24 protein-coding genes and 1 pseudogene are annotated in these 25,519 nt (G+C 62.0%); 19 read left to right on the forward strand and 6 right to left on the reverse strand.

The window, feature by feature from the left end; translation table 11 throughout:
• Window positions 1–16 precede the first annotated feature (16 nt).
• Entirely contained in the window at window positions 17–1,192 is a 1,176-nt protein-coding gene (locus AC1D08_RS04760; RefSeq protein WP_477226233.1) for a porin, read from the forward strand.
• 190 nt (window positions 1,193–1,382) lie between these two features.
• On the opposite strand, the gene AC1D08_RS04765 is transcribed toward AC1D08_RS04760, so the two are convergent.
• The gene (locus tag AC1D08_RS04765) at window positions 1,383–3,050 is read right to left on the reverse strand and encodes a tetratricopeptide repeat-containing sulfotransferase family protein (RefSeq protein ID WP_477416322.1); all 1,668 of its coding nucleotides are present in this window, start codon (window positions 3,048–3,050) and stop codon (window positions 1,383–1,385) included.
• 120 nt (window positions 3,051–3,170) lie between these two features.
• Here AC1D08_RS04765 and AC1D08_RS04770 point away from each other — a divergent pair.
• A pseudogene (locus AC1D08_RS04770) lies at window positions 3,171–4,284 on the forward strand (pyridoxal phosphate-dependent aminotransferase).
• Between the two features lie 109 nt (window positions 4,285–4,393).
• Here AC1D08_RS04770 and AC1D08_RS04775 read toward each other — a convergent pair.
• A complete protein-coding gene (locus AC1D08_RS04775) occupies window positions 4,394–5,389 on the reverse strand; it encodes a bifunctional helix-turn-helix transcriptional regulator/GNAT family N-acetyltransferase (protein ID WP_457153683.1) in 996 nt (331 codons plus the stop codon).
• A 157-nt stretch (window positions 5,390–5,546) separates the two neighbouring features.
• Between AC1D08_RS04775 and AC1D08_RS04780 the strand changes: the two genes are divergently transcribed.
• The 8 genes from AC1D08_RS04780 to AC1D08_RS04815 all read left to right on the forward strand — a co-directional run bounded on the left by AC1D08_RS04780 (window position 5,547) and on the right by AC1D08_RS04815 (window position 13,534).
• Complete coding sequence (locus AC1D08_RS04780) at window positions 5,547–5,831, forward strand: acylphosphatase (RefSeq protein ID WP_457153682.1); 285 nt, start codon at window positions 5,547–5,549, stop codon at window positions 5,829–5,831.
• A gap of 74 nt (window positions 5,832–5,905) precedes the next feature.
• Window positions 5,906–6,565: a TetR/AcrR family transcriptional regulator gene (locus AC1D08_RS04785; RefSeq protein WP_457153681.1), complete on the forward strand. Its 660-nt coding sequence runs from the start codon at window positions 5,906–5,908 to the stop codon at window positions 6,563–6,565.
• A 63-nt stretch (window positions 6,566–6,628) separates the two neighbouring features.
• Entirely contained in the window at window positions 6,629–7,792 is a 1,164-nt protein-coding gene (locus AC1D08_RS04790; RefSeq protein ID WP_477226228.1) for an isovaleryl-CoA dehydrogenase, read from the forward strand.
• Between the two features lie 157 nt (window positions 7,793–7,949).
• Window positions 7,950–8,777, forward strand: coding sequence for a DUF1444 family protein (locus AC1D08_RS04795; protein WP_477422652.1), 828 nt, complete (start codon window positions 7,950–7,952; stop codon window positions 8,775–8,777).
• Window positions 8,778–8,786: 9 nt separating this feature from the next.
• Window positions 8,787–10,394: a carboxyl transferase domain-containing protein gene (locus AC1D08_RS04800; protein ID WP_477422653.1), complete on the forward strand. Its 1,608-nt coding sequence runs from the start codon at window positions 8,787–8,789 to the stop codon at window positions 10,392–10,394.
• 1 nt (window position 10,395) lies between these two features.
• Window positions 10,396–10,923, forward strand: coding sequence for an O-acetyl-ADP-ribose deacetylase (locus tag AC1D08_RS04805; protein ID WP_457153857.1), 528 nt, complete (start codon window positions 10,396–10,398; stop codon window positions 10,921–10,923).
• A gap of 120 nt (window positions 10,924–11,043) precedes the next feature.
• Window positions 11,044–11,415 (forward strand): hypothetical protein, encoded by a 372-nt coding sequence (locus AC1D08_RS04810; protein WP_477397204.1) that lies wholly within the window; start codon window positions 11,044–11,046, stop codon window positions 11,413–11,415.
• A gap of 136 nt (window positions 11,416–11,551) precedes the next feature.
• Window positions 11,552–13,534 carry an acetyl/propionyl/methylcrotonyl-CoA carboxylase subunit alpha gene (locus AC1D08_RS04815; protein ID WP_477422655.1) on the forward strand — a complete coding sequence of 661 codons (1,983 nt, stop codon included), beginning with the start codon at window positions 11,552–11,554 and terminating at the stop codon, window positions 13,532–13,534.
• Between the two features lie 86 nt (window positions 13,535–13,620).
• On the opposite strand, the gene AC1D08_RS04820 is transcribed toward AC1D08_RS04815, so the two are convergent.
• Window positions 13,621–14,742: an ABC transporter substrate-binding protein gene (locus AC1D08_RS04820; RefSeq protein ID WP_457153860.1), complete on the reverse strand. Its 1,122-nt coding sequence runs from the start codon at window positions 14,740–14,742 to the stop codon at window positions 13,621–13,623.
• A gap of 422 nt (window positions 14,743–15,164) precedes the next feature.
• On the reverse strand, window positions 15,165–15,431 hold the full coding sequence (locus AC1D08_RS04825; RefSeq protein ID WP_010915070.1) for an SEL1-like repeat protein: 267 nt from the start codon (window positions 15,429–15,431) through the stop codon (window positions 15,165–15,167).
• Between the two features lie 448 nt (window positions 15,432–15,879).
• Here AC1D08_RS04825 and AC1D08_RS04830 point away from each other — a divergent pair, with 448 nt between their 5' ends.
• The 6 genes from AC1D08_RS04830 (at window position 15,880) to AC1D08_RS04855 (ending at window position 20,380) form a co-directional block, all read left to right on the forward strand.
• On the forward strand, window positions 15,880–16,221 hold the full coding sequence (locus AC1D08_RS04830; RefSeq protein ID WP_095081730.1) for a DUF2147 domain-containing protein: 342 nt from the start codon (window positions 15,880–15,882) through the stop codon (window positions 16,219–16,221).
• Window positions 16,222–16,448: 227 nt separating this feature from the next.
• Window positions 16,449–16,607 carry a hypothetical protein gene (locus AC1D08_RS04835; protein ID WP_457154343.1) on the forward strand — a complete coding sequence of 53 codons (159 nt, stop codon included), beginning with the start codon at window positions 16,449–16,451 and terminating at the stop codon, window positions 16,605–16,607.
• 39 nt (window positions 16,608–16,646) lie between these two features.
• Window positions 16,647–16,841: a hypothetical protein gene (locus AC1D08_RS04840; RefSeq protein WP_095081732.1), complete on the forward strand. Its 195-nt coding sequence runs from the start codon at window positions 16,647–16,649 to the stop codon at window positions 16,839–16,841.
• Window positions 16,842–16,957: 116 nt separating this feature from the next.
• Window positions 16,958–18,421, forward strand: a complete 1,464-nt coding sequence (locus AC1D08_RS04845; protein WP_477422900.1) for an AMP nucleosidase — start codon at window positions 16,958–16,960, stop codon at window positions 18,419–18,421.
• 280 nt (window positions 18,422–18,701) lie between these two features.
• Entirely contained in the window at window positions 18,702–19,724 is a 1,023-nt protein-coding gene (locus AC1D08_RS04850; protein WP_457154344.1) for an endonuclease/exonuclease/phosphatase family protein, read from the forward strand.
• 149 nt (window positions 19,725–19,873) lie between these two features.
• Window positions 19,874–20,380 carry a GNAT family N-acetyltransferase gene (locus AC1D08_RS04855; RefSeq protein ID WP_457154345.1) on the forward strand — a complete coding sequence of 169 codons (507 nt, stop codon included), beginning with the start codon at window positions 19,874–19,876 and terminating at the stop codon, window positions 20,378–20,380.
• Window positions 20,381–20,446: 66 nt separating this feature from the next.
• On the opposite strand, the gene AC1D08_RS04860 is transcribed toward AC1D08_RS04855, so the two are convergent.
• On the reverse strand, window positions 20,447–21,046 hold the full coding sequence (locus AC1D08_RS04860) for a DUF922 domain-containing protein (RefSeq protein ID WP_477422658.1): 600 nt from the start codon (window positions 21,044–21,046) through the stop codon (window positions 20,447–20,449).
• Window positions 21,047–21,109: 63 nt separating this feature from the next.
• A complete protein-coding gene (locus AC1D08_RS04865; protein WP_457154691.1) occupies window positions 21,110–22,789 on the reverse strand; it encodes an electron transfer flavoprotein-ubiquinone oxidoreductase in 1,680 nt (559 codons plus the stop codon).
• A 220-nt stretch (window positions 22,790–23,009) separates the two neighbouring features.
• Between AC1D08_RS04865 and AC1D08_RS04870 the strand changes: the two genes are divergently transcribed.
• The 3 genes from AC1D08_RS04870 to AC1D08_RS04880 all read left to right on the forward strand — a co-directional run bounded on the left by AC1D08_RS04870 (window position 23,010) and on the right by AC1D08_RS04880 (window position 25,489).
• Entirely contained in the window at window positions 23,010–23,654 is a 645-nt protein-coding gene (locus AC1D08_RS04870; RefSeq protein ID WP_095081741.1) for a hypothetical protein, read from the forward strand.
• Window positions 23,655–23,704: 50 nt separating this feature from the next.
• Window positions 23,705–24,577: a uracil-DNA glycosylase gene (locus AC1D08_RS04875; protein WP_477422660.1), complete on the forward strand. Its 873-nt coding sequence runs from the start codon at window positions 23,705–23,707 to the stop codon at window positions 24,575–24,577.
• A 99-nt stretch (window positions 24,578–24,676) separates the two neighbouring features.
• Window positions 24,677–25,489, forward strand: coding sequence for a helix-turn-helix domain-containing protein (locus AC1D08_RS04880; protein WP_457151965.1), 813 nt, complete (start codon window positions 24,677–24,679; stop codon window positions 25,487–25,489).
• The last annotated feature ends 30 nt before the right edge of the window (window positions 25,490–25,519 follow it).

Genomic DNA, 25,519 nt, shown 5'->3' on the forward strand with positions numbered 1-25,519 from the left:
GACTGGAGGTCAGAAAATGAACATCAAGAGCCTTCTCCTCGGCTCCGCTGCGGCTCTGCTCGCAGTTTCCGGTGCGCGCGCCGCCGACGCCGTCGTCGTCGCCGAGCCGGAGCCCGCTGAATACGTCAAGATCTGCGACGTCTACGGCGCTGGCTACTTCTACATCCCCGGCACCGAAACCTGCCTGCGCATCGGCGGCTATGTCCGTTACGACATCGGCGGCGGCGACGTCGGCTCGTTCGATGGCGCGCGTGCCGAAAACCAGCTTGGCGATCCCAAGCTGCAGGACACGTGGGCAAAGAACACCCGCTTCACGCTGAAGACCTGGACCGGCCAGGAAACCGAGCTGGGCACGTTGAAGACCTACACCGAAACCCGCATCCAATTCGGCAACTCCAACGGCTATGGCGACGCATACGGCAATGATGCCCACAACAAGGGCATCACGCTGAACTTCGCCTGGATCCAGCTCGGTGGTCTCCGCGTCGGTAAGGACGAATCGGCCTTCAATACGTTCATCGGCTACGCCGGCGAAGTCATCCAGGATACGATCGTCCCCTATGGCGGCTTCGACACCAACGTCGTCCAGTACTATTTCGACGGGGGCAACGGCTTCTCGGCCGTCGTCTCACTCGAAGAAGGCTCCAGTGATGCTGGCGCTGCCACCTTCGACGGGGCCGGCAACTATCTCTTCAACGCGAATTCCGGCAACGACACCATCGACAGCTACGTTCCGGACGTCGTCGGCGGCGTGAAGTACACGCAGGGCTGGGGTGCCATCACCGGCGTGGCATCCTACGACAGCACCTGGGAAGAGTGGACCGGCAAGGTTCGCCTGGACGTGAAAGCGTCTGACGCTCTGACGCTGTGGATCATGGGCGGTTATGGTTCGGACGATCACATCGACCGCAACTTCTACAAGCAGTGGGGCGGCAACTGGGCAGTGTGGGGCGGTGGCACCTACAAGTTCAACGAGAAGACCTCGTTCAACGCTCAGGTGTCGGCTGATGACGACAAGAACGTCGGCGTCGCGGCCAACATTGCCTACGACATCGTCCCCGGCTTCACGGTCACCGGCGAAGTCGACTACAACCACGATGGCAAGTTTGGCGATGCCGACAATCGCAACTGGGTCAACGCCGACAAGAAGAACAGCGTCGGCGGTATCCTCCGCTTCCAGCGCTCGTTCTAACAAGGTTTCGGCTTGTCGAAATCGAAAACCCGGCGGGCAACCGCCGGGTTTTTTCAGGACTTTGCGCGACCATTGCATGCGGTGCTGCAGTTCGCGGTCTTAACTTTGGTTCGGCCTCGATAGCGCAGGTCTCAGCCGCATCGCGCGCTTCAGTACCCACAAAGCTCGTTCGCAAGTTTCGGAATTGGGACTATTTGTCCGCCAGGTCGCCCAATGCATCAATCAGCGGCTGAATTTCATTTTCATAATTCTTCCAGCGTTTGACGGACGACCTGTAAATCGGTTGACGGACCTGCCAGCGGCTTGGCGTGTTGACCGAACCATCCCTGTCGAAAAAGCGCAGGCAGGCGTCGTCCCAAGGCAACCCAAGATAATCTATAAGCCGACGTGACTGTGCTTCCTGATCCTCGACCAACGTTTCGTACTGATTCTCGAAGATCAGGCCCGGGAAAACCTCATTCCAATGCCGCATGAGGCGGTCATATTCGCGATAGTACAGGCCGAGTGCCTTCAGGTCGGCGTTGTAACTGTGCCCCTCGCCGAATCTCTGGACAAAACAAGAGACGCAATTGTCGATGGCGTCACGACGGCAATGAATGATGCGCGCGTTGGGAAAGAGAACGGCGATAAGACCGATCAGTTCGAAATTATGAGGCATCTTATCCACGATCCGAAGCGCGGAAGGTGCCCGCTCTCTCAGATAGGTCAGATGCTCTTCGGCCAACGTTCTGGATAGGTCTTTTGTGATCGACGCGATCACCTGGTCTAAACGTCCGGCCGATGACTTTTTGAGGTCGATCGCATTCGCGACTCTTCTGATTTTGCTCAGTTCCCCTGCGCCATGGACATCGGGATGACTGGCGCAAATCTGTTCCGTAAGCGTCGTTCCCGAGCGAGGCATGCCGACCACGAAAACAGGAACGTCCGAAGGACTCCCGTAACCGGACCTGGCAGCCAGCATCTCAGGCGTGAAGGTCTCGATCAGAGAGTCCGTCCAGCGACGGTATTGGTCGATGTCGAAGATGCGGCCTGAGGCCTGCTTGGCCTTCTTGAAATGGTCGAACGCATCCTTATAGCGCTTGAGGTCGTTCAGCACCTTGCCGGCCGCCAGGTGGAGCCTCTCTAAACCGTCCGGATCAAGCTTGGCATTGCCGAGTTCACGAATGATGGATTGGAGTTCCTTTGGCTCTTCGGTGAACTTTTGCGTCTGCACAAGATCGTTGTAGGCAGTCGGCACTGCGATGCCACGTTCGATTGTTTCCTTAAGATAGACGGCGGCCTCGTCCATGCGCCCCAGGCTGCTGAGCGCGCGAGCCAGTCCTGTCCGCACCTTGGGATGATCGCGGTTGGTCTTCAGCGCCTTTTCATAGAGCGGCAGAGCCATCTCGGGCTTATCAAACTGGATATAGGCATCCCCCAATGCGCAAAGTGCTTCGACGAGGTTCGGCTGCAACTCCAAGGCATACTGCATATGTTCGATTGCTGGTGAAAACTCACTGACCTTCACGTAGCCCGAGGCCAGGCCAAGGTGGTAGTAGGGGTTCTTTGGCTCCTCGTTGAGTGCGCGTGCGAAATACCGCAAGGCCGCCTCATCGTCGTAGCCTATGCACACGGTCCCCAAAATATACAGGGCGAGTGGATGGTTGGGCGTACGCGCCAGCACCCGAAGGCACAGGTCCTGAGCCTCGTTAAGCCGCTTGGCCTGTTGAAACTGGTACGCCTGCTCCAGCAGCGCGTCGTCTGCCTGTGTACGCGAAAGCGGATTTGCTTGCGGCAGATTTTGCTGCGGGAACTTGGGTTTCGGCCCGGTTTGGGCCTTCAGGTGCTTGGACCAGGCTGGCGGCAGACGGTTGTTCATTGTGTCTCGCTAGCAAAAAGAGACGAAGGAATCCAGCATTACGGTTGCAGGCCGCGGCAACTTGCACCGACCATGCGGGCAGGCTAGCAAGAAGGCCCTTTTTCCAAGCGAGCTTCCACCATGCGCCCACACCCTCCCCTAACGCCGCTCGTCGCAGCGCTTCCCTCGACGGTGCCTTTTGTTGGCCCCGAGGCGCAGGAGCGCGAGCGTGGCCGCGCTTTTCGCGCTCGCATCGGCGCCAATGAGAGCAGTTTTGGTCCTTCGCCGCGCGTCATAGAGCGCATGGCTGGAATTGCCCGCGACATGTGGATGTATTGCGATCCCGACAATCACGACCTGAAGGTGGCGGCTGCCGCGCATCACGGCGTCAAGGTCGAAAACGTCGTGGTCGGCGAAGGCATAGACGGGCTGCTCAGCCTGGTGGCACGCATGTACGTGGCGCCCGGCGATGCCGTGGTCACCTCGCTCGGCGCCTATCCGACCTTCAACTTCCATGTCGCCGGTGTCGGCGGGCGGCTGGTCACCGTCCCCTATGAGAACGACAGGGAAAGCCTGGACGGCCTGCTCGCGGCTGTTCGCAAGGACAAGGCGCCGCTGGTCTACCTGTCCAATCCGGACAATCCGATGGGCAGTTGGTGGGAGGCCGACGAGCTCATCCGCTTCATCGAGGCGCTGCCGGAAACCACCATGCTGGTGCTCGACGAGGCCTATGGCGAACTCGGACCAGCCTCGGCACTGCCGCCGATCGATATCTCGCGGCCGAACATCATCCGCATGCGCACCTTCTCGAAGGCCTATGGGCTCGCCGGAATACGCTGCGGCTATGCCGTGGCCGAGGCCAAGGTGATCCGCGATTTCGAGAAGATCCGCAACCATTACGGCGTCAGCCGCATGGCGCAGATCGCCGGCGTCGAGGCACTTGCCGATCAGGACTATCTGCGGAACGTGGTGGCGCGGGGTCGCGGCCGGCCGCCGACGCATCGCCGGCATAGCCGAACAGAACGGGCTGAAGTCGCTGGCCTCGGCAACCAATTTCGTCACCATCGACTGTGGTGGCGACGGCGTCTTCGCGCTGAAAGTGCTGCAGGGCCTGCTGTCACGCGACGTCTTCATCCGCAAGCCGATGGTACCAGTGCTCGACCGCTGCATCCGCGTCAGCGTAGGACTGGATCACGAACTGGACATTTTCGCCGAGGAACTGCCCGGCGCGCTGGCGGCGGCACGAGGGAATTAGAGCTGTTCCATCCCGATGGAATCGGGATGGGCGCCGTTTTTCTTTGAGCATGAGCTTTACCGAAAACCGGCACGCTCTTTTTCGGGATCATGCAAGGCCGGGTCGCGCTTTACAAATCCAGCTCCCAGGTCTGGCCGGTCAAGTCCTTGCCAAAGCTGTGGTGGCGCTCCTCCGAGACCAGCCTGAAACCGGCGCGCTCATAGATCGCGCGCGCCGCGACGAGGATGTCGTTGGTCCACAGCACCAATCGCTTGTAGCCGCACGCGCGGGCCTGGCTCACGCATTCCGCGACCAAGCGCTTGCCGATGCCCAGGCCGCGTGCCGCCGCCTCGACATGCAGCATCCTCAGCTTGGCCACCTCGTCGTCCAGATGAACCAGGAACACAGCGCCAACCGGCTCCCCGTTGCCACGTTCGGCAATCCAGCAGAAATCGCGGCCGGGCACGAAATTGCGAATGAAGTCGGCGCCGATTTCGGCAAGCATGGCTTCGAACTCGATGCTCCAGCCATATTCATCGGCGTAGAGCCGGGCCTGCCGCTGCACGACCCAGCCGACGTCGCCGACGCGGTGCGGCCGCAAGGTCGCCTCGCCGTTTTCGCTGGCGGGATCACCCAGCAACTCCCCGGCCTTGCGCAAGGCGCCGCCCAGTTCGTGCAGCCTGTCGTCGGGGATGCTTTCGATCAGCCGCGCCGTGTCCCGATCAGCCGCCGCCTGAAGCCTCGCAAGAGCGGCCTCGCCCCTGGAGGTCAGCGAGAGAACCCTTCGGCGCCGGTCGGCCGGATCCGTCCGGGCCTCGGTCAGCCCCTCACCGGCGAACTTGCGCAAGATTCGCGTCAGATAGGCGGGGTCGACACGCAATTGGCTGGCGATTTCGGAGGCCGCCGGGCCGTTCTCCAGCCGAAATGCTCCGGCCAGGAAACCGCGTTCGCCGGCGATCTCGGCCGAAGCCGGGCGGCTGTGGCGGCCGAGTTCGAACAGCACCCGCGCCTCGGTCAAGGTGAACGCGCTCTGGGTCAAGGTCTCGTCGAGAAGGCCGACGGTGCGGGTGTAGAACCGGTTGAAGTGGCGGATCTGCGCCACCAATGCGCTGCGTTCGTCCAACATCTGCGTCCAACCCCGATATGGCAGCTCCATTTTCCCAAATTAATGGACTGAGTCAACTAAATTTCAAAACCCGAAGAGCCCGACGTCGTGCGCGCAATTCAGGTTGCATTCCCTACGCCATGCGCCAGATTCCACGGAGACAGGCTAGGAGAGATTCATGGCTGGTCATCGCAGGGAAATACGGGCGCGCGTCTACGGCAATGTGCAAGGCGTCGGCTTCAGGATCTGGGTTCGGGGCGAGGCCACGAGCCTTGGCCTTGCGGGCTGGGTTCGCAATGAAGCGGACGGATCAGTAACGACCCAGATTGCAGGCCTCGATGAAGCAGTCTCGACAATGATCGGGCGACTGTGGAAAGGGCCGTCCGAGGCGTCGGTTTCCAGGGTCGACGTCGAGGAGTTGGCAGCCGGAAACGCTTCTGTTGGGTTCAGGATTGTCGTATGACGACGGATTTGGCTCGAGCACCCTTGAATTAATTGAACGTTCGTTTTATTATTGTCCCGCAAAAAGGGGCTGACATGGCGCGCACCACCGGATCCGACGGCGAAAAGACCGAAGCGACCATCCGCGAGGCGGCCGTCAATCTGATCGCGCGGTTTGGCTACGAGGCGATGTCGATGCGCCAGCTCGCCGCTGAAGTCGGCGTGCAGGCAGCGGCGCTCTACCGCTATTTTCCGACCAAGGAAGGGCTTCTGTTCACGCTGATGCGCGAGCATATGGAAGGCCTGACCGACGCATGGGAAGCAGCCCGCCCAACCAGCACGGATCCCGTGCAGCGGCTCGCCGCCTATGTCGAAAACCACATCGCTTTTCACATCGAACGTCGGCATGCCACGCATGTGTCGAACATGGAATTGCGCAGCTTGTCGCCCGAAAGGCTGACGCAGATCCTGCGCCTGCGCACGGCCTACGAAAAGGAGCTGCGCGCCATCCTGCGCGATGGCGCCGAGGCCGGCGTCTTCAACATCGATGACACCGGGCTGACGGCCATGGCGCTGATCCAGATGATGACCGGCGTCATCGTCTGGTTTCGGCCGGGCGAGCGGCTGTCGATCACTGAAGTGACGGCGACATATCTTTCAATGACAATGCGCCTGGTTGGAGCAGAAACCGCCGGCGAGACGACCCATGGCAGCGCGCGCGCCCTCGGACGCGCGAGAGACACCGCGGCACTTTGATTTCGCGTATGCTCCTTCGAAGATCGAGAGGGATCTTCGGGGTCATGCGGGCAGGAGGAAGGCATGTACACGAACACGCTCAGCTTCGGGCATGACGAGGATATCGAGGCGCTGCGCGATATGGTGCGGCGCTTCGCCCAGGACAGGATCGCGCCGGTCGCCGCCGATATCGACCGCTCGAACGAATTCCCGGCGCATCTGTGGGGCGAACTTGGCGCGCTCGGGCTGCTCGGCATCACCGCCGACCCCGATTTCGGCGGCAGCGGCATGGGCTATCTTGCGCATGTTATCGCTGTCGAGGAGATCTCCCGCGCGTCGGCTTCCGTCGGCCTTTCCTACGGCGCCCATTCCAATCTCTGCGTCAACCAGATCAATCGCTGGGCGACGCCGGCGCAGAAGGAGAAATTTCTCCCTGCCCTGTGTTCCGGCGAGCGCGTCGGTGCGCTGGCGATGTCGGAATCCGGTGCCGGCTCGGACGTCGTCTCGCTCAAGCTGCACGCCGAAAAGCGCAATGACCGCTATGTGCTCAACGGGACGAAGATGTGGATCACCAACGGGCCGGATGCCGGGACGCTGGTCGTCTATGCCAAGACCGATCCGGATCGGAAATCGCGTGGCATCACCGCCTTCATCGTCGAGAAAGCGATGGCCGGGTTCTCCGTGGCGCAGAAACTCGACAAGCTCGGCATGCGTGGCTCCAACACCGGCGAGTTGGTGTTCGAGAACGTCGAAGTGCCGTTCGATAATGTGCTGCATGAGGAAGGCCGCGGCGTCGAGGTGCTGATGTCGGGCCTCGACTACGAGCGCACCGTGCTCGCCGGCGGGCCGATCGGCCTGATGGCGGCGTGCCTGGACGTGGCGATCCCCTATGTGCATGAGCGCAAGCAGTTCGGCCAGGCGATCGGCGAATTCCAGCTGGTTCAGGGCAAGCTCGCCGATATGTACACGACGATGAACGCCGCGCGCGCCTACGTCTATGCCGTCGCCGCCGCTTGCGATCGCGGCCAGACGACGCGCAAGGACGCCGCCGGCTGCGTGCTGTTTGCCGCGGAAAAGGCAACGCAGATGGCGCTCGATGCTCTCCAGCTGCTGGGCGGCAATGGCTACACCAACGACTATCCCACCGGCCGGTTGTTGCGCGACGCCAAGCTCTACGAAATCGGCGCCGGCACCAGCGAGATCCGCCGCTGGCTGATCGGGCGGGAAATCATGGCGGAGGGGGTGTGATGTCGCCGCGCAAAGACTTGAACCGCGTCCGTGACAATGTGGATTGCTCGCCACGGCAAATAGCTGTCTCTTCAACCACTGCGGCATACGGAGATAGGCGAGGCGCAAGATGGTTCCGCGACCAGTGCATCCCGTGAACAGGCGCAGGCTATTGTCGATGATTCTTTCCACGCTCTTTGCCAGCCTGCCGCGGCGAGCCAAGGCACAGAAGCAGCGCTTTCCCGACATAGCGGAATTCAGAGGCCTTGTGATTGCCGCCATCAGGCGGCAACCGGGTGTAGACAGTGTGGCTGCGGATCCATCTGATCCGGCGAGGATCAATTCGAAGATCGACGATGTCGAGTTAGGGTCGGATGTCACGAACCTGTTTGGCTACTTGAATTCGTACCCCGATGAAGACGCCGACGCCGCCATAGAGCGGTTTGCCCGAGCTTTGGCGGAAGCTCAACTCTCCAAGATCGGAGAGAACAATCTCGTCGCCGTGATCCGAACCCAACAGTATATCGATCAACTCAAAACGATGGGTATGGATCTGCTGTATGAGCCGTTGGTTGGCGAACTTGCGGTCGTATACATGGCCGACCTTCCCGACTCGCTATCACCCGTTGCGCCAAAGGATTTCCCCGCACGGGCGCTGTCTGATTTGCGCGTTATAGCGCTGAACAACGTCAAAAAATGGCTGCCCAAAATCGTCTCCGACGGCGGGTCCGATATCCTTCATCTGTACTACGTCGACGGCAATACGATGCTTTCAACGAGCCTCGTTCTGCTCGATGAATTCTGGCTTTCGATCAGTGCGAAATTCCCCGGCGACGTCTTGTTCGCGGTGCCGCGTCGTGACCAATTGTTCGTCTTTGACGCAAGCAATCCGAAGGCGCAAAACGCGGCCAGGCAGACAATAGACGTTACATTCAAGGATGGCTTCAATCTGCTGTCCGACAAGATTTTCGAGCGCCGTAACGGCAAGCTCCTGGCTCAAGCGTAGAGTTTGGCAATGGCGGTATTGCAAACCCAGATCTCCCCGTCCTCCGACACCTTTCGCGCCAATGCCGAGCGCATGCAGGCGCTGGTCGCCGACATTGCGGACAAGGCTGCAAGCGTCGAGCGCGGTGGCTCGGAGGAGGCACGTGAGCGCCACGTCTCGCGTGGCAAGCTGTTGCCGCGCGAGCGCCTTGCGCAGTTGCTGGACATCGGCTCGCCCTTCCTCGAGATTGGCCAGTTCGCCGCATGGTCGATGTATGGCGAGGAGATTTCCGCGGCCGGCATGATCGCCGGCATCGGTCGCGTCGAAGGCACCGAGGTCATGGTCGTCGTCAACGACGCGACGGTGAAGGGCGGCACCTATTATCCGCTGACGGTGAAAAAGCATCTGCGGGCGCAGGAGATCGCGCTGCAGAACAATTTGCCTTGCATCTATCTGGTCGACAGCGGCGGCGCCAATCTGCCCAACCAGGACGAGGTGTTTCCCGATCGCGAGCATTTCGGCCGCATCTTCTACAACCAGGCCAACATGTCGGCGGCCGGAATCCCGCAGATCGCCTGCGTCATGGGTTCCTGCACGGCGGGCGGCGCCTATGTGCCGGCGATGTCCGACGAGACGATCATGGTGCGCAACCAGGCGACCATCTTCCTCGGCGGCCCGCCGCTGGTGAAAGCGGCCACTGGTGAAGACGTCAGCGCGGAAGACCTCGGTGGCGCGGACGTGCACACGCGGCTTTCCGGCGTTGCCGACCACTATGCGCTGGATGACGACCATGCGCTTGCCATCTGCCGCCGTATCGTCAAAAACCTGAATCGGAACAAGACTGTACAGCTGCACTTACAGAAATCGATTCCGCCGCTTCACGCAGCCGATGAGCTCTACGGCATCGTGCCGACGGACCTGCGCCAGCCCTATGACGTGCGCGAAGTGATCGCGCGGATCGTCGATGGCTCCGAATTCGACGAGTTCAAGCAGAACTACGGCACTACGCTGATCACCGGCTTTGCCCATCTCCATGGCATGCCGGTCGGCATCATCGCCAACAATGGCGTGCTGTTCTCCGAGAGCGCGCTGAAGGGCGCGCACTTCATCGAATTGTGCTGCCAGCGCAAGATCCCGCTGGTCTTCCTGCAGAACATCACCGGCTTCATGGTCGGTCGGAAATACGAAGCGGGCGGCATCGCCAAGGACGGCGCCAAGCTGGTGATGGCGGTGGCCACCGCCAGGGTGCCGAAGGTGACTGTCATCATCGGCGGTTCGTTCGGCGCCGGCAATTACGGCATGTGCGGCCGCGCCTATTCACCGCGCTTCCTGTGGATGTGGCCGAACGCCCGCATCTCGGTGATGGGCGGCGAGCAGGCAGCGACGGTGCTCGCCATGGTCAAGCGCGAAGGCATCGAGCGCAAGGGCGGCGAATGGGGCGCCGAGGAGGAGGCAAAATTCAAGAAGCCGATCCTGATGAAATACGAGCATGAGGGCCATCCGCTCTACTCGTCCGCCCGCCTTTGGGACGACGGCATCATCGACCCGGCGAAGACGCGCGACGTGCTGGCGCTCAGCCTGTCCGCCGCGCTCAACGCCGAGATCGAAGAGACGCGCTTCGGCGTGTTCAGGATGTGACATGAACGACCATCTGCGGATCCAGGTTCATGCCGGCGACATCACCAAACTGGTAGTCGACGCCATCGTCAACGCCGCCAACACCTCGCTTCTCGGTGGTGGCGGGGTCGATGGCGCTATTCATCGCGCGGCCGGCCGTGAGCTCGAGTTCGAATGCCGCATGCTGAACGGATGCAAGGTCGGCGAAGCCAAGATCACCAAGGGCTACAAACTTCCGGCGCGGCACATCATCCACACGGTCGGGCCGGTCTGGCAAGGCGGCGGCAAGGGCGAAGCCGAACTGCTGGCCTCCTGCTATTTCAGCTCGCTCGAACTCGCCACGGCCAATGATTGCCGCACGGTGGCGTTTCCGGCGATCTCGACGGGTGTCTATCGCTACCCGAAAGATGAGGCGACGCAGATCGCCGTCGACACGGTCAGCACGTTCATCGAGAAACGAACAATGCCGGAAACCGTCACTTTTTGCTGCTTCGACGACCAAACGGCTGAACTATACCGGCAGGCCGTTGCTGCCCTGCGAAAGAGCTGAACTGCATGGACCAACCGATTCACCAGCATAGGCAAACTCGAATCTCCGCTGGCGAGCTGGCGGGGCGGCAAAATATTCGCTATCGCTCATCCTGCACAGTGCAATGGGGACAGGGCGGAAATGAAACTGAAATATTGCCAGAGGATGGCGACTTCGATACTTGCAGGCTTTCTTATATTCGAGATGACGGGCGCCGGAATGGCCGGCTCGCTGGCAGGAAGCAAGGGCGATACCCGCTATCCTGTTTACTTCCCCGTCGGCACAATGGGCGGCTGTGGGAAGGGTTACAATGCCTATGTCGCGGCCAGCGGTCATTCAGCTTATGCTTTGACCCCGATCGCCCGGATGACAGAGTTCTTCATCTGCGGCGTCCACCTGAATGCCAAGACCCAGAAGGCAGCGGAAGACCTGGCGCTGAGATCATGCCAGGGAGGTCTCAAGAAATACAAATTCCAGACCAGCGGCGCCTGCAGTATCGCGGCGTCCAAGTAGACAGAACTGGGCACTGCGGAGAGCACCTCGCTGGCAAGGGAGTGCTCTCCAGTGTTGAGCAAATGCTTGCCCGAACAGACGGGGGCGCAAAGGAACGCCTGCTTCGCGTGAAGCAAACTCTGGCTACGGAGGCGCCATGTTCGCCAAGATCCTGATCGCCAATCGCGGCGAGATCGCTTGTCGTGTGATCCGCACGGCGCGCAAGCTGGGCGTGCACACCGTTGCCGTCTATTCGGATGCCGATGCGAAATCCCTGCATGTCGAGTTGGCCGATGAAGCCGTGCGCATCGGCCCCTCGCCCATCGGCGAAAGCTATCTGCGTGGCGACAGGATTGTCGCCGCAGCCCTGGCGACGGGCGCGCAAGCCATCCATCCCGGCTACGGCTTTCTGTCGGAAAACCCCGATTTCGTCGACCAGGTGGTGGCGGCGGGGTTGGTTTTCATCGGTCCGTCGGCGGCCTCGATTCGGGCCATGGGGCTGAAGGATGCCGCCAAGCGGCTGATGGAAAAGGCCGGCGTGCCGGTGGTGCCGGGCTACCATGGCGAGGCGCAGGAGATCGTGCTGCTGGCCTCCAAGGCGCGCGAGATCGGCTATCCCGTGCTGATCAAGGCGCGTGCCGGCGGCGGCGGCAAGGGCATGCGCCGGGTCGAGCATCCCGATGAGTTTTCCGAGGCGCTGTCCAGTGCGCGCCGCGAGGCAAAGGCCGCTTTCGGTGATGACCGCGTGCTGGTCGAGAAATATGTCGACAAGCCGCGCCATATCGAGGTGCAGGTGTTCGGCGACAACTTCGGCAATGCCGTACATCTCTATGAGCGCGACTGCTCGGCGCAGCGCCGCCACCAGAAGGTGATCGAGGAAGCCCCCGCACCCGGCATGACCCCGGCGCTGCGCAAGGCGATGACGGATGCGGCGGTTAAAGCCGCCAAGGCGATCAATTATTCCGGCGCCGGCACCATCGAGTTCATCGTCGATGCCTCGCAAGGCCTGAAGGCCGACCGCTTCTGGTTCATGGAAATGAACACCCGCCTGCAGGTCGAACACCCGGTCACCGAAATGGTCACCGGCACCGACCTGGTCGAGTGGCAATTGCGGGTCGCCAGCGGCGAAAAGCTGCCGAAGATGCAGAACGAGATCGCGCTTACCGGCCATGCCTTCGAGGCGCGCATCTATGCCGAGGATGCGACAAAGGGGTTCCTGCCGGCGACCGGCACCTTGCATCATCTGAAGTATCCGGACGCGGCCCCTGAAGGCGCCACGATGCGCATCGAGACCGGCGTGCGGGCCGGTGATGCCATCTCGCCCTATTACGACCCGATGATCGCCAAGCTGGTCGTCCACGCAAAGGACAGGCAGGCGGCCCTGGAAGCGCTCGGCGCGGCGCTGTCGCAAACCGAGATCGCCGGCTCGACCGTCAACACCGCCTTTCTTGTCGCTCTGGCCGCCGATCCGGACTTTGCCGCTGGCGATGTCGACACCAGCTTGATCGCCCGGCATCAACCGGCACTGACCGAGGTCGCGCCGCCGAGCGATGAAACCGTTGCGGCAGCCGCGCTTGCGGCTTCGGGTGCCGGCGCATTGCCGGCGTCGAGCGACCCCTGGTCGTCGCTTGCCGGCTACGCGCATTTCCACAGCGTGGCCCGCCGCACACGGCTGAAGTTCGGCGAAATCGATATCGCGGCAAGGGTTTCGATGCGACCGGACGGGCGGTTCCGGGTGGCGCTGGACGAGCCCTACGACAACGCCAACGCGCATGATTTTCGCGCCACGCCACGCCTCGCCCGCTGGCCCGGCCATATCACGGTGTTCGAAGGCGCCGTTGGCTATACCTTCACTGTGCCGGACCCGCTGGCGCGGGCGGATGAGGCGGCGGCAGGCGCCGGCAGCCTGCGCGCGCCGATGCCGGGGCTGGTCAAGCTGGTGCGCGCGGCCAAAGGCGATGCGGTGATCAAGGGCCAGCCGCTGCTGATCCTTGAAGCGATGAAGATGGAGCACACCATCGCCGCGCCGCATGACGGGGTGATCGCCGAGATTGCCACCGAAGGCGCGCAGGTCACCGATGGGACGGTGCTAGTGCGGTTCGTCGAGGACCAGAGCGCCTCGACCGCAGCCGCAAGCTGACAGTCGAAAGCGGACGACTAATTACAAAGAAAAATGGCCGGGACGAACCGGCCATTTCCTTATGCTATGTGGTCGCCAGGCGACGACTACTGCGCAATCGGCGCGTACTTGCCGTCATGCCACTGGTTGATGTCATAGCTGGCGTTCTTGAGGTCGCCCTTCTCGTCGAAGGTGACGTTGCCGACAACGGTGCTGATCGGCGTGCCGTTCTTCAACGCTTCGGCAACCTTGCCCGGATCGTCGCTGCCGGCGCGCTTGACGCCTTCGGCGAAAGCCTGGACCACCGCGTAGGAGAACAGCGTGAAGCCTTCCGGCACGAAGCCGCCGGCCTTAATCTTCTCGACGGCTGCCTTGGCTTCAGGCTTTGCCTGTGGATCCGACGGGAAGACGAACATGGTGCCCTCGCCGGCCGGGCCGGCAACCTGCCAGAATTCCGGCGAAGCGATGGAGTCCGGCATGATCAGCTGGAACTTCAGGTTCTGTTCCGCCGACTGGCGCAGGATCAGACCGGCTTCAGGATGATAACCGCCGAAATAGACGACGTCCGCCTTCAGATCCTTGAGCTTGGTGACGAGAGCCGAATAGTCCTTCTCGCCGGCATTGATGCCGTCATAATACACCTCTTTGAGGCCACCGGCATTCATGGTTGCCCTGACGGCGTCAGCCACGCCCTGTCCGTAGGCGCTCTTGTCGTGCAGGACGACGACGTTCTTGCCGGCAAACTTCTTGGCGATCCATGGACCTATGAAGGCACCCTGCGCATCGTCACGCGTATAAAGGCGCATGATCGTCGGCCAGCCGGCCTTGGCCGCCGCGTCGGTCAGCACCGGGTTTGACGAGGCCGGGCTCATCATCAGGGCGCCGGCTTCGGCATAGACGGCAGAGGCCGGGATGCTCGAACCCGAACAGGCATGGCCATCGACGAACTTGACGCCATCGGCGACGATGCGGTTGGCGACCGACACGGCCTGCTTGGGATCGCACTGGTCGTCCTGGATACTCAGCTTGATCTGGCGACCGTCGACACCACCCGCCGCATTGATCGCGTCAGCAGCGGCCTGTGCGCCCTGCTTGAACTGATCGCCGATGGTGGCGAGTTGTCCGGTCATCGGACCGACCACCGCAAAGGTGAGGTCGTCGGCGAATGCGACCGGCGCACTCATCATCAGGCCAAAAACGGCCGCGCTCAAAATACTCATTTTTTTCATGGTGATAGAACTCCTCCACTCACGCGCGGCCGCCCGGCCGCGCTTCTTCCAGAGAGGCGGGACAATTTCATCCTTCACCGGGCCTGTCTAGGCGCATCGGCAGCACTCGATTGGGCCTGCAAGACGTCATCCACGCAAAAAAGCCACGCCAGCCTTGTTTCGGCCGGTCGTGGCTTTTTGCTCGTCAAGCGGCCCCAAGCGCCCCCGCGCCCCGAAATCCCGCTCGCCTTCCCCGCATCGCGCGACTGAGCCTCGCCGGCCTGCCGCGTTCTTCTTATCTCTTGTTTGAGCCTGGTTCCGAAACCATGCTCCAGGTCGTCGACCGTCTTGCGCGGCCTTCCATTCCGCCGGGTCTGGCCGTCTGTGCGGTCTTGATCCCGGGCTTCCCTGTCTTGGATAGGTCTATCCGCGGTCGGCGGATATCAGTGCATGGTCATCCATTCGCGGGCTTCGCGAAGCGCCTTGGCGATCTCGACCTTCGACATCGCCGCCGACAGTTCGGAGCGCAGTTCCGCAGCGCGGGCCGAACCCTTGATCGCGGCGATGTTGAACCATTTGTGGGCGGCAACGACATCGGTCTCGCAATCGCGGCCGGTCGCATACATCATGCCCAGTTCGAAAAGAATGTCGGCCTGGGCAGTTGCCCCCATGGCGCCGAAGCCTGCTTCAAGCATTTCAAAACGTGCCATTTCAATCCCCTGTTCTTGGCCCTGTCTGGCTCCCGAGAGCTGCCTTCGTTTGTCCTTGCGGGCTGCTCTTCCGATGCTTTCGAGAATGCCGTGGAGGCTTGAATCCGTCGTTAAATGGCGTGCTTAATTTGAGGAAAACAAAGCTAAAACAAGAGGTAAACGCGGAAATTCATTAAGGATACAAAGCCAGCAATCGGGCCGGTTTTCTTCAAATTCGACGAAAATTTTTGTGGCCGGGATCAACACTCCGCTAACCACGGGAAACAAACACGATCCGCGGATGCTTTCCTTTCTTGCCCGTGCGGCCCGCGTGGCCGCCTTCAGAATCCCGGAATCTTACGCGGCGGCACCACTTTTGTTTTGCCGGGAGCTGGATTAGCTTACGTTTGCGTAAGCGGCAGACCGGCGAGGGCGGAGCGTCGGCCGGATATCCAAAGGGAGGAAGACCATGTTTCGAAAAGTGAGCCTGGCCCTGGCGGCCACATTGATCATGGCGGGTGCGGCGTGCGCCGATCCTATCGAAGGCAATTGGAAGACACAGGCGGGAGATACCGCAGCCATCGCGGGCAGCGACACGTTTTCCATCACGCTCAAGTCCGGCAAATTTGCCGGCAAGACCATCGGCTCGCTCAAGGCCGCCGGCGACAACAAATATGCCGGCAACATCACCGATCCGGCAAACGACAAGACCTATTCAGGCAAGGCGACATTGTCGGGCACCTCGCTCAAGATGAGCGGCTGCGTGCTTGGCGGACTGATCTGCAAGAGCCAGACCTGGCACAAGCTCTGATCGACCGCATCCTCACGACATGAAAACGGGGCCTCGATAGGCCCCGTTTTTATTTGTCCAGGCGCGAGGTGCCCATGCCTGGTTCGCCTCGCACCGCACCCGCCGGAACTAACGCCGGCACCGTCAGAAACCCCATCAACCAATTTGAACCGCAGATGAACGCCGGCATCAGAGCCGGTTCAGTCGCGCTCGGGCATTCTCCTGCGTGTTGAAGGAGACACGACCCAATGCTTGCTCGCCGCTTCACCATCGTCTGCCTGCTGATGAGCCTGTTTGGAATGTTCTTCGCCATCCTCGTCGCCGAAACGGGCCGTCCCGCCCGCGCCTGGGACGAAGCCAGTTCCAGGACCTGCCACCTCGCCTGCCCCACCCATCTTCGCAACTGAACAAAGAAACCAAGACCTCGAAAAGAAAAGCAGAACACCATGAACCGCATCGCCGCCAACACTCTCAAGACCCTTCGGCTTCTGCCGCGGGCGGCGCTTATCCTGATGGTTCTGGCTGCTCCGGTTCTAGCCGTGCCGATGATGCGCGCCGATACCGGTTCGACGATCGAAGCGCCCGCTTTGAGGAAGTCCGGTGTCGGCTTCGTGCTCCTGGTCAGCCTGCAGCGCGGTTGAAGAAAAAGGACGCTTTGGCCGCCTTCGGTCGCGACACCCCTCCCAAGAGCCGATCCAAGTCTCTATATTGAGCCATGGAAAAGCGAATCTACCCACAAGCCATCGAATCGGTCGTCATGCCGGAGCCTTTTGGCCGGCAAAGCTTTGATAGCCCCAAAAAGGCCGTCGCCGCACTGCAGGCGTTGTACGACCGCAACACCAAGTTCCTGCGCGATTCCTTCGCGGCACTGGCGACAGCGGGCGGCGACAACAGCAAGCGCTACCGCGCCTTCTACCCCGAGATCGGTGTCACCACCAATTCGTTCACCCAGATCGACTCGCGCCAGGCCTACGGCCATATGCCGACGCCGGGACATTTTTCGACCACCGTCACCCAGCCGGGCCTGTTCGAGAGCTACCTGGTCGAGCAGTTGCGCCTGATCATGCGCAATCATGGTGTCGCGGTCACCGTGTCGGAATCGACCACCCCCATCCCGCTGCACTTCGCCTTTCTCGAAGGCACCCACGTCGACGGCTCGGCCGCCGAGCGCATCAGGCGGCCGATCCGCGACCTGTTCGACGTGCCGGACCTCGACGGCACCGACGACCAGATCGCCAACGGCACTTTCGAAGTGGCCTTCGGCGACACACGGCCATTGGCGCCCTTCACGGCGCAGCGCATCGACTATTCGCTGCACCGCCTGTCGCACTATACGGCGACCACGCCGCAGCATTTCCAGAACTTCGTGCTGTTCACCAATTACCAGTTCTACATCGACGAGTTCGTCGCCCGGGCGCGCGACCTGATGGCCGGCGGCGGCGGCGGATATAGCGAATTCGTCGAGCCGGGCAATGTCATCACCAAGGGCGGGCAAAGCGCGCCCAGCGAAGGGGTTGCGCCGCCACGCCTGCCACAGATGCCTGCCTATCATCTGAAGAAGCCGAACCATGGCGGCATCACCATGGTCAATATCGGCGTCGGGCCTTCCAACGCCAAGACCATCACCGACCATATCGCGGTACTGAGGCCGCATGCCTGGGTGATGCTTGGCCACTGCGCCGGGCTGCGCAACACCCAGGCGCTCGGCGACTATGTGCTGGCGCATGCCTACGTGCGCGAGGATCACGTGCTTGACGACGATCTTCCGGTCTGGGTGCCGATCCCGCCGCTGGCCGAGATCCAGGTGGCGCTGCAGGAGGCGGTTGCCGAGGTCACCGGCCTATCCGGCTATGACCTCAAGCGCATCATGCGCACCGGCACCGTCGCCACCATTGACAACCGCAACTGGGAGCTGCGCGACCAGCGCGGACCGGTGCAGCGTCTGTCACAGTCGCGCGCCATTGCGCTCGATATGGAATCGGCGACCATCGCGGCCAACGGCTTCCGCTTCCGCGTGCCCTACGGCACGCTGCTGTGCGTTTCGGACAAACCCCTGCATGGCGAACTGAAGCTGCCCGGCATGGCGACCGAGTTCTACAAGCGGCAGGTGGCGCAGCACCTGACCATCGGCATCCGGGCGATGGAGAAACTCGCGGAAATGCCTATGGAGCGGCTGCATTCGCGCAAGCTGAGAAGTTTTTCGGAGACGGCGTTCCAATAGGCCGATCGCGCATCGCCTAGAGCGTGTCTCGTTGAAACCGCTGCGCACTTTTGGGCGACATGCATTTGTTTTATGCATGTCGCTGCCCCAAAACCGCTGGGCACTTTTGGGCGACATGCATTTGTTTTATGCATGTCGCTGCCCCAAAACCGCTGGGCACTTTTGGGTGACATGCATTGGGCATCCAGTCATCTTGATTGGGCCGCATTTTTGCCGATAACCGTGCAGCACCACAGTTGGCAACCCGTGCAGACCTGAGCCGATGAGACGCAGTCGAGACATGGCAGCTTCACTGGCATTCATCGCGATGATGATGTTCTCGGTTGCTCTGGTCGCCGGGTTCTTCGGCGCCTTGCACCCGGCCTTCGATTCCTTCTCGCATTTCCGCGTTCACCTTGCCGTGCTGATGGCGCTTTGCGCGCTGCCGCTGCTGGCCACGACATTTCGCCTGCAAGCCGCCGCTGCGTTGCTCTTTGCCGTGGCAGCCTTTGCCACGACAATCAGCGCGCTGCCGCAGCTGTGGCCGGTGGAAGCGGTCGCCAAGCCGGCTGGCCAGATGGTCTACAAGCTGCTGCAGATGAACCTGCGATACGACAATCCAACGCCGAAGAAGGTGCTGTCGCTGATCGGCCGGACCAATCCCGACGTGATCACCCTCGACGAGGTGTCGGCGATGTGGACGACCGAGCTTGGCTATATCAGCAGCGCCTATCCATACCGGATCCTCTGCCCCTACCCCAACGGCATATTCGGCGTGGCGTTGCTCTCGCGGCGGCCCTTTGCCGCCGGCACCGAACCGCATTGCGAACGGCGCGGCGCCATGGCGACAGCGACCGTCGACTTCGGCGGCATTGGCGTCGATGTCGCGGCGATCCATCTCAGCTGGCCTTGGCCACGCGAGCAGCACTGGCAGATCGGTGAGCTTACCGAATCGCTCTCATCGCTCGGCGAGACAGCCATCATGGCGGGCGACTGCAACGCCGTGCCATGGAGCGCCGCAGTGCGCCGCGTCGCCGCGCTCGGCGGGCTGACCGTCATGCCATCAGCCGGACCGACCTGGACATACATCAAGTTGCCGGACTTCCTGCGGCGTTTCGCCGGCCTGCCGATCGACCAGGTTTTCAGCAAGGGCGGGGTGACCATTCATTCTGCGACACGTTTGGAAGAAACCGGCTCGGACCATCTGCCGGTGCTGGTCGAGTTCACGCTCAGGCTGAACGAGCAAAAGCCGACCGACGAACACGAGACCGCGACTGTGTCGCTGATATCGGCCGGAAATTCGCGAAACGGATATCGGGGTTAGAGGCCGTTTGAAGATGGTCCTTCCGACAACCGGATTCCACTTTTTGGGATCATGCCCTACGGTCAGAGTTTGGACCCTTGGCGTGTTCGATTTGACATGGCTCGCTGGTCCGCCGAAGGTCGGCCAGCTCAACATACGGGGTGCTGTACATGTCCCCCAGCTTTATCGTCAGACCCGCCACGCCAGAGGACGAGCCTGGGGTAAGCGAGTTGCTTCTCGCTTCCTATCCCGGCCTGATGCGCACGGCATACGATCAGACCACTCTTGAAGCTGCGCTGCCTTTGATCACTCGCGCAAACCCTGCGTTGCTTTCGGCTGGCACCTACTATCTCGCGGTCAATGAAGATGGCTTTGCCGCCGGCTGCGGCGGTTGGTCCCGGGAACGTCCGGGAAGCTCCGAGGTGAAGCCCGAACTCGCGCACATCCGACATTTCGCCACTCGTCCCGAATGGCTGGGCCGCGGGATCGGGCGCCAGCTTTACCAGCGTTGCGAAGAAGATGCACGCTCGTCCGGTGTGCGCCGCTTCGAATGCCAGGCAAGTCTCAACGCAGAAGGGTTCTATGCAGCCTTGGGCTTCATCTCGGTAGGGCGGATCGAAGTGCGCATTGGCCCTGGGCCGATGTTGCAGTCCGTCCTGATGGAACGGACCATTTGACTGTCAAGCCTGGCGCTCTGTGCTCGTTCCCGTCGACCGGGCAGCCAATTTGAGTGAGTTTTGCCCCTAAGGCCGCTCCAGGGCCTCGACCAGATATTCCACGTGACCGCCTTCCCGGTGTTCGCGCGCGTCGAAGGCATTCTGCCTGGCTTCATAGTCGACAAAAACCGCGTCGATCCGCCGCCGCGCCTCACGCCGTGCCTTGGAACACTGGGAGTCATTGGGGACTGTCAGGCCCCTGAGCGACTTCTCGGTCGCACGCATCATCTGCCTGGCAATGTCGCCATGGGTCTCCTCATGCGTGCGAACGCCGGCGAAGAAACGCGCCCAGCGCTTGTTGAGGGCCGGCGGGAGGGCGGACGCGACACGGGGATAGGTAAAATTCAGGTTGAGCGTTCCGTTGACTTGCCCGATGCTGCAGGTGCCCTTGACCTCAACAAGATCGAACTCCCAAGCCTTTGTATAGCTGGTCTGTGCGATGGCGCGAGCCATGAAGCCATGCCTTGGCCCGTTGCTGTCCATGGACTCGATCAGAGCCTCTCCGGTCTTGCCGGAGATGTCGTATGTCTGCGTCTTGACCAGGATTTTCACGCCTGCCGATGCAGCCGTCGCGGAACCGCACAAGGCGCCAACGATCGCCAGACCTGAAAGAATGAGCAAGCGCATATCCGGCTCCTTTCCAACGACGATGGGTGGACTGGCGGCACAGTACCGCCAGCGCGGTCCACTTTACATGCCTTGGTAGACCGGTCCCTCGCCGCCCTGCGGTGGGACCCAGTTGATGTTCTGGTTCGGATCCTTGATGTCGCAGGTCTTGCAGTGGACGCAGTTCTGCGCGTTGATAACGAAGCGCACATCCTTCGCCGCCGGATCGGCGGCGGCGTTGCCATCCTTGTCTACCCACTCATAAACGCCGGCCGGACAATAGCGCGTCGAGGGTCCGGCAAAGACATCGTGTTCGGAACGCTGCTGCAGGGCCATGTCGCCGACCAGCAGATGCACCGGCTCGTTTTCCTCGTGATTGGTGTTCGACAGGAACACCGAGGACAAGCGGTCGAAGGTCAGCACGCCGTCGGGCTTCGGATAGGCGATCTTCTGGTGCTGGGCGGCAGGCTCAAGCGTCGCATAGTCGGCCTTGCCATGCTTCAGCGTGCCGAAGGGCGAGACGCCGAACAGCGTGTTCAGCCACATATCGAGGCCGCCGAGACCGACGCCGACGATGGTGCCAAAGCGCGACCATAGCGGTTTGACATTGCGCACCTTCTTCAGGTCCTTGCCGATGTCGGTCGCCCGCCAGGCCGCTTCGTAGGAGGAGAGCTCGTCATTGGCGCGACCGGCTCCGATCGCCTCGGCGACATGTTCGGCCGCCAGCATGCCGGACAGCACCGCATTGTGTGAGCCCTTGATGCGCGGCACGTTGACGAAACCGGCCGCGCAGCCCATCAGCGCGCCACCGGGGAACGACAGTTTCGGCACCGACTGCCAGCCGCCTTCGGTGATGGCGCGCGCACCATAGCCCAGGCGCTTGGCACCCTCGAAGGTGCCTCTGATCGCCGGATGCGTCTTGAAACGCTGGAACTCCTCGAACGGCGACAGCCAGGGGTTCTTGTAATTGAGGTGGAGCACGAAGCCCACCGCCACCTGGTTGTCCTCGAGATGGTAAAGGAACGAGCCTCCGCCGGTCTTCATGTCGAGCGGCCAGCCGAAGGAATGCTGGACCAGCCCCGGCCGGTGGTTTTCCGGCTTGACCTGCCAGAGTTCCTTGAGGCCGATGCCGTATTTGCCGGGCTCGCGGCCATCGGACAGCTTGTATTTGGCGATCAACTGCTTGGCGAGCGAACCGCGCGCCCCCTCGCCGATCAGCACATATTTGCCCATCAGCGCCATGCCAGGCGCAAAGCCCGGGCCGTGCGTACCGTCCTTCTCGACGCCCATGTCGCCGGTGACGACGCCGGTGACGGCGCCTTCCTCATTGTAGAGCAAGTCGGCCGCGGCAAAGCCCGGATAGATCTCGACGCCAAGCGCCTCGGCCTTGGTCGCCAGCCAGCGGCAGACATTGCCCAGCGAAACGATGTAGTTGCCGTGATTGTTCATAAGCGGCGGCATCAGGATATTGGGCAGACGGAACGAGCCGGCCGGACCAAGCACCAGGAAATGATCGTCGGTCACCGGCGTCTTGAAAGGATGGCCTTCCTCGTCGCGCCAGCCCGGCAGCAGCCGGTCGATGCCGATCGGATCGACGACGGCGCCGGAGAGGATATGGGCGCCGACTTCACCGCCCTTTTCCAGGACGACGACCGAGAGTTCGGGATTGACCTGCTTGAGGCGGATGGCGGCGGCGAGGCCGGCCGGGCCGGCGCCGACAATGACCACGTCGAATTCCATGCTTTCGCGTTCGATGTCGCTCATCAACCCCTCCGCACTGGCTTATCCCATTCGGGTATCTTGCTGGCTCCTGCGCTGCATAGCGCATCAATTGGCGACAGGAAACCGGCGCATACGTGACAATGCCGTTTTGGCCAAAAAGTCGCGCATCGCGTGGGCTTAGTGGCTGATTTCGTCTTGCAGGGCCGTCTGCGCCTACGTTTTTAATTGTTCGACGGCTCGCTTATCGGCCATACTTCATACCATGCGCATTCCTGGGCCAGGCGGCTTTTCATCGACGCGCTTTCCATCGACGCCCGGCCGGGCCTGCCGGGCGCTTCTTTTGGCCCTTCCGATGCTGGCACCGGGTCACGTTGCCGCGGACGAGGTGAAAGTCTGGGCCACGGGCGCCTACTCCTTCTCCGACGAGCTCGGCGGCTTCCACATCACCGGCGCTTCGGGCATCGGCACCAAGGACGATCCGCTGGTCATCACCGAAGAGCTGAATTCGTCAACGCCGGTGACGCTGACCATCCGCACGACAAAGCCGATCCAGGCCTTCGGCAAGGCCGGCGAATTCGCCAATGGCGTCATGTATATGCGCATCGACGTGCTCAACAACAGCGGCCAGGCCTGGGTCGAATTCCAGTTCGAGCTGCAAGAAATCCTGAACCAGCCAAGCGTGTTCGGCGACGGACTTTCGTTCGACCAGCGCAACAAGACACCCGACAATATCTGGTCGAGCTCTTTCGCCGATTTCGATCGCGATTTCGAACCCTATGACCGCCTGCTGTTCAAGAACGGCAAAGTCGACCCTCTGAAAACCGCCAGGTTCGAATTCCTGATGACCGACTATACGCCGCGCTGGACGTTCTATCTGGTGCAGGACCCACGCATACCGACGGGCTAGAGCAAGCGGCCAGCCTTGCAAATTCCCGTCATGCGGACGAATGTGCCGCCATGACTGCCGCTTCCCCAAACAACAGACAGGACCTTGCCGACCTGCTGGCCTTTTATGCCAGCGCCGGTGTCGACGAGGCGCTTGAAGACCAGCCGGTGAACCGGTTCGCAGAGGCGCCCAAACCGGCGGAGCGGCCGGTGGCGCCGTCCACCGACGCCGTTGCGCCACCTGGTTCGACGAACGCGTCGCGCCCCGAGCCGGCCGACAGGGCAAATCTTCCGCCCGTGGCGCGTGCACCGTCGATAACCGCTGCGGTTCCGGACGAGGCGCAGGCGGCGCTGGCGCGCCACCTGGCAACGACGGCAACGACCCTGGACGAGCTTCGCCAGCACATGGCGGCCTTCGACGGCTGCAATCTGAAGGCCACCGCCAAGAACCTGGTGTTCGCCGACGGCAACCCGGCGGCCGCCGTCATGCTGGTGGGCGAAGCCCCCGGCCGCGACGAGGACATCGAGGGCCTTCCCTTCGTCGGCCGCTCGGGCCGGCTGCTCGACCAAATGCTGGCGGCGATCGGCCTCGACCGCACTTCGGTCTATATCGCCAACGTCATTCCGTGGCGGCCGCCGGGCAATCGCACGCCGACGCCGCACGAGACCGAGATCTGCCGGCCGTTCATCGAGCGGCAGATCGAGCTGGTCAATCCGAAGGTGCTGATCAACCTCGGCGGCCCTTCGGCCAAGACCTTGCTCAACACTTCGGAAGGTATCTTGCGGCTGCGCGGCAACTGGCGCGTCCACACGACAGCTTCCGGCATCGCCATCCCGGCCATGCCAACGCTGCATCCGGCCTATCTCCTGCGGACCCCATCGCATAAGAAGCTGGCATGGCGGGATTTCCTCGAAGTGAAGGCGAAGCTGCGGGCACTTGGTTGAAGCGCGGCAGCTCTTCCCTTCTCTCCTTGTGGAGGAGGGACAGGGCCATAACCTCCCAGGTAATTGAAATGCATCCACTGCCAGCCTAACCATGCCCCCATGACAACAGCCCAAAATTCCGCCGGCAGCCTCATTCGGGAATGGCGCACCCGCCGTCGCATGAGCCAGCTCGACCTCGCCATGGAAGCCGAAATCTCGCAGCGCCATCTGAGCTTCGTCGAGAGCGGGCGTGCCGCGCCCTCGCGCGACATGGTGCTGCATCTGGCCGAGCAATTGTCGATCCCGCTCCGGCAGCGCAACCAGTTGTTGCTTGCCGCAGGCTTTGCGCCGAGCTTCGGCGAGCGGTCGCTCAGCGACACGACGCTGGCGCCGGCAATGGCGGCCGTTGAGATCGTGCTCAAGGGACACGAGCCCTTCCCAGCGCTCGCCGTCGACCGGCACTGGAACCTGGTTTCGGCGAATGCCGCCATCGCTCCCTTCCTTGCCGATGTCAGCGAGGCTTCGCTGCTGACACCGCCGGTCAACGTGCTTCGGCTCAGCCTGCATCCGGGCGGTATCGCTCCACGCATCGTCAATCTTCAGGAATGGCGCACGCACTTGCTCGAGCGTCTCAAGCACCAGAACGACGCCAGCGGCGATCCGGTGCTGATCGACCTGGAGCGCGAACTGCGGACTTATCCGTCCGGCTTGAACGGCAGCCGGCCGGCGCCGGTCGAGCCGAATGCCATCGTGCACCCGCTAAGGCTGGCGCATGGCGATCAGGTGCTGTCGTTCATCAGCACCATCACGGTGTTCGGGACGCCGCTCGACGTGACGCTGTCGGAACTGGCGATCGAATCGTTTTTCCCGGCCGACGAACAGACGAGGACGGTGCTGGTGCGGCTGGCGAAGGAGCGGGCCGAACGATCGTAACAGGGAAGCCTGACCCGGCCCTTCGCTTTC

It is taken from the genome of Mesorhizobium sp. P2_E6 (genome assembly GCF_056403835.1).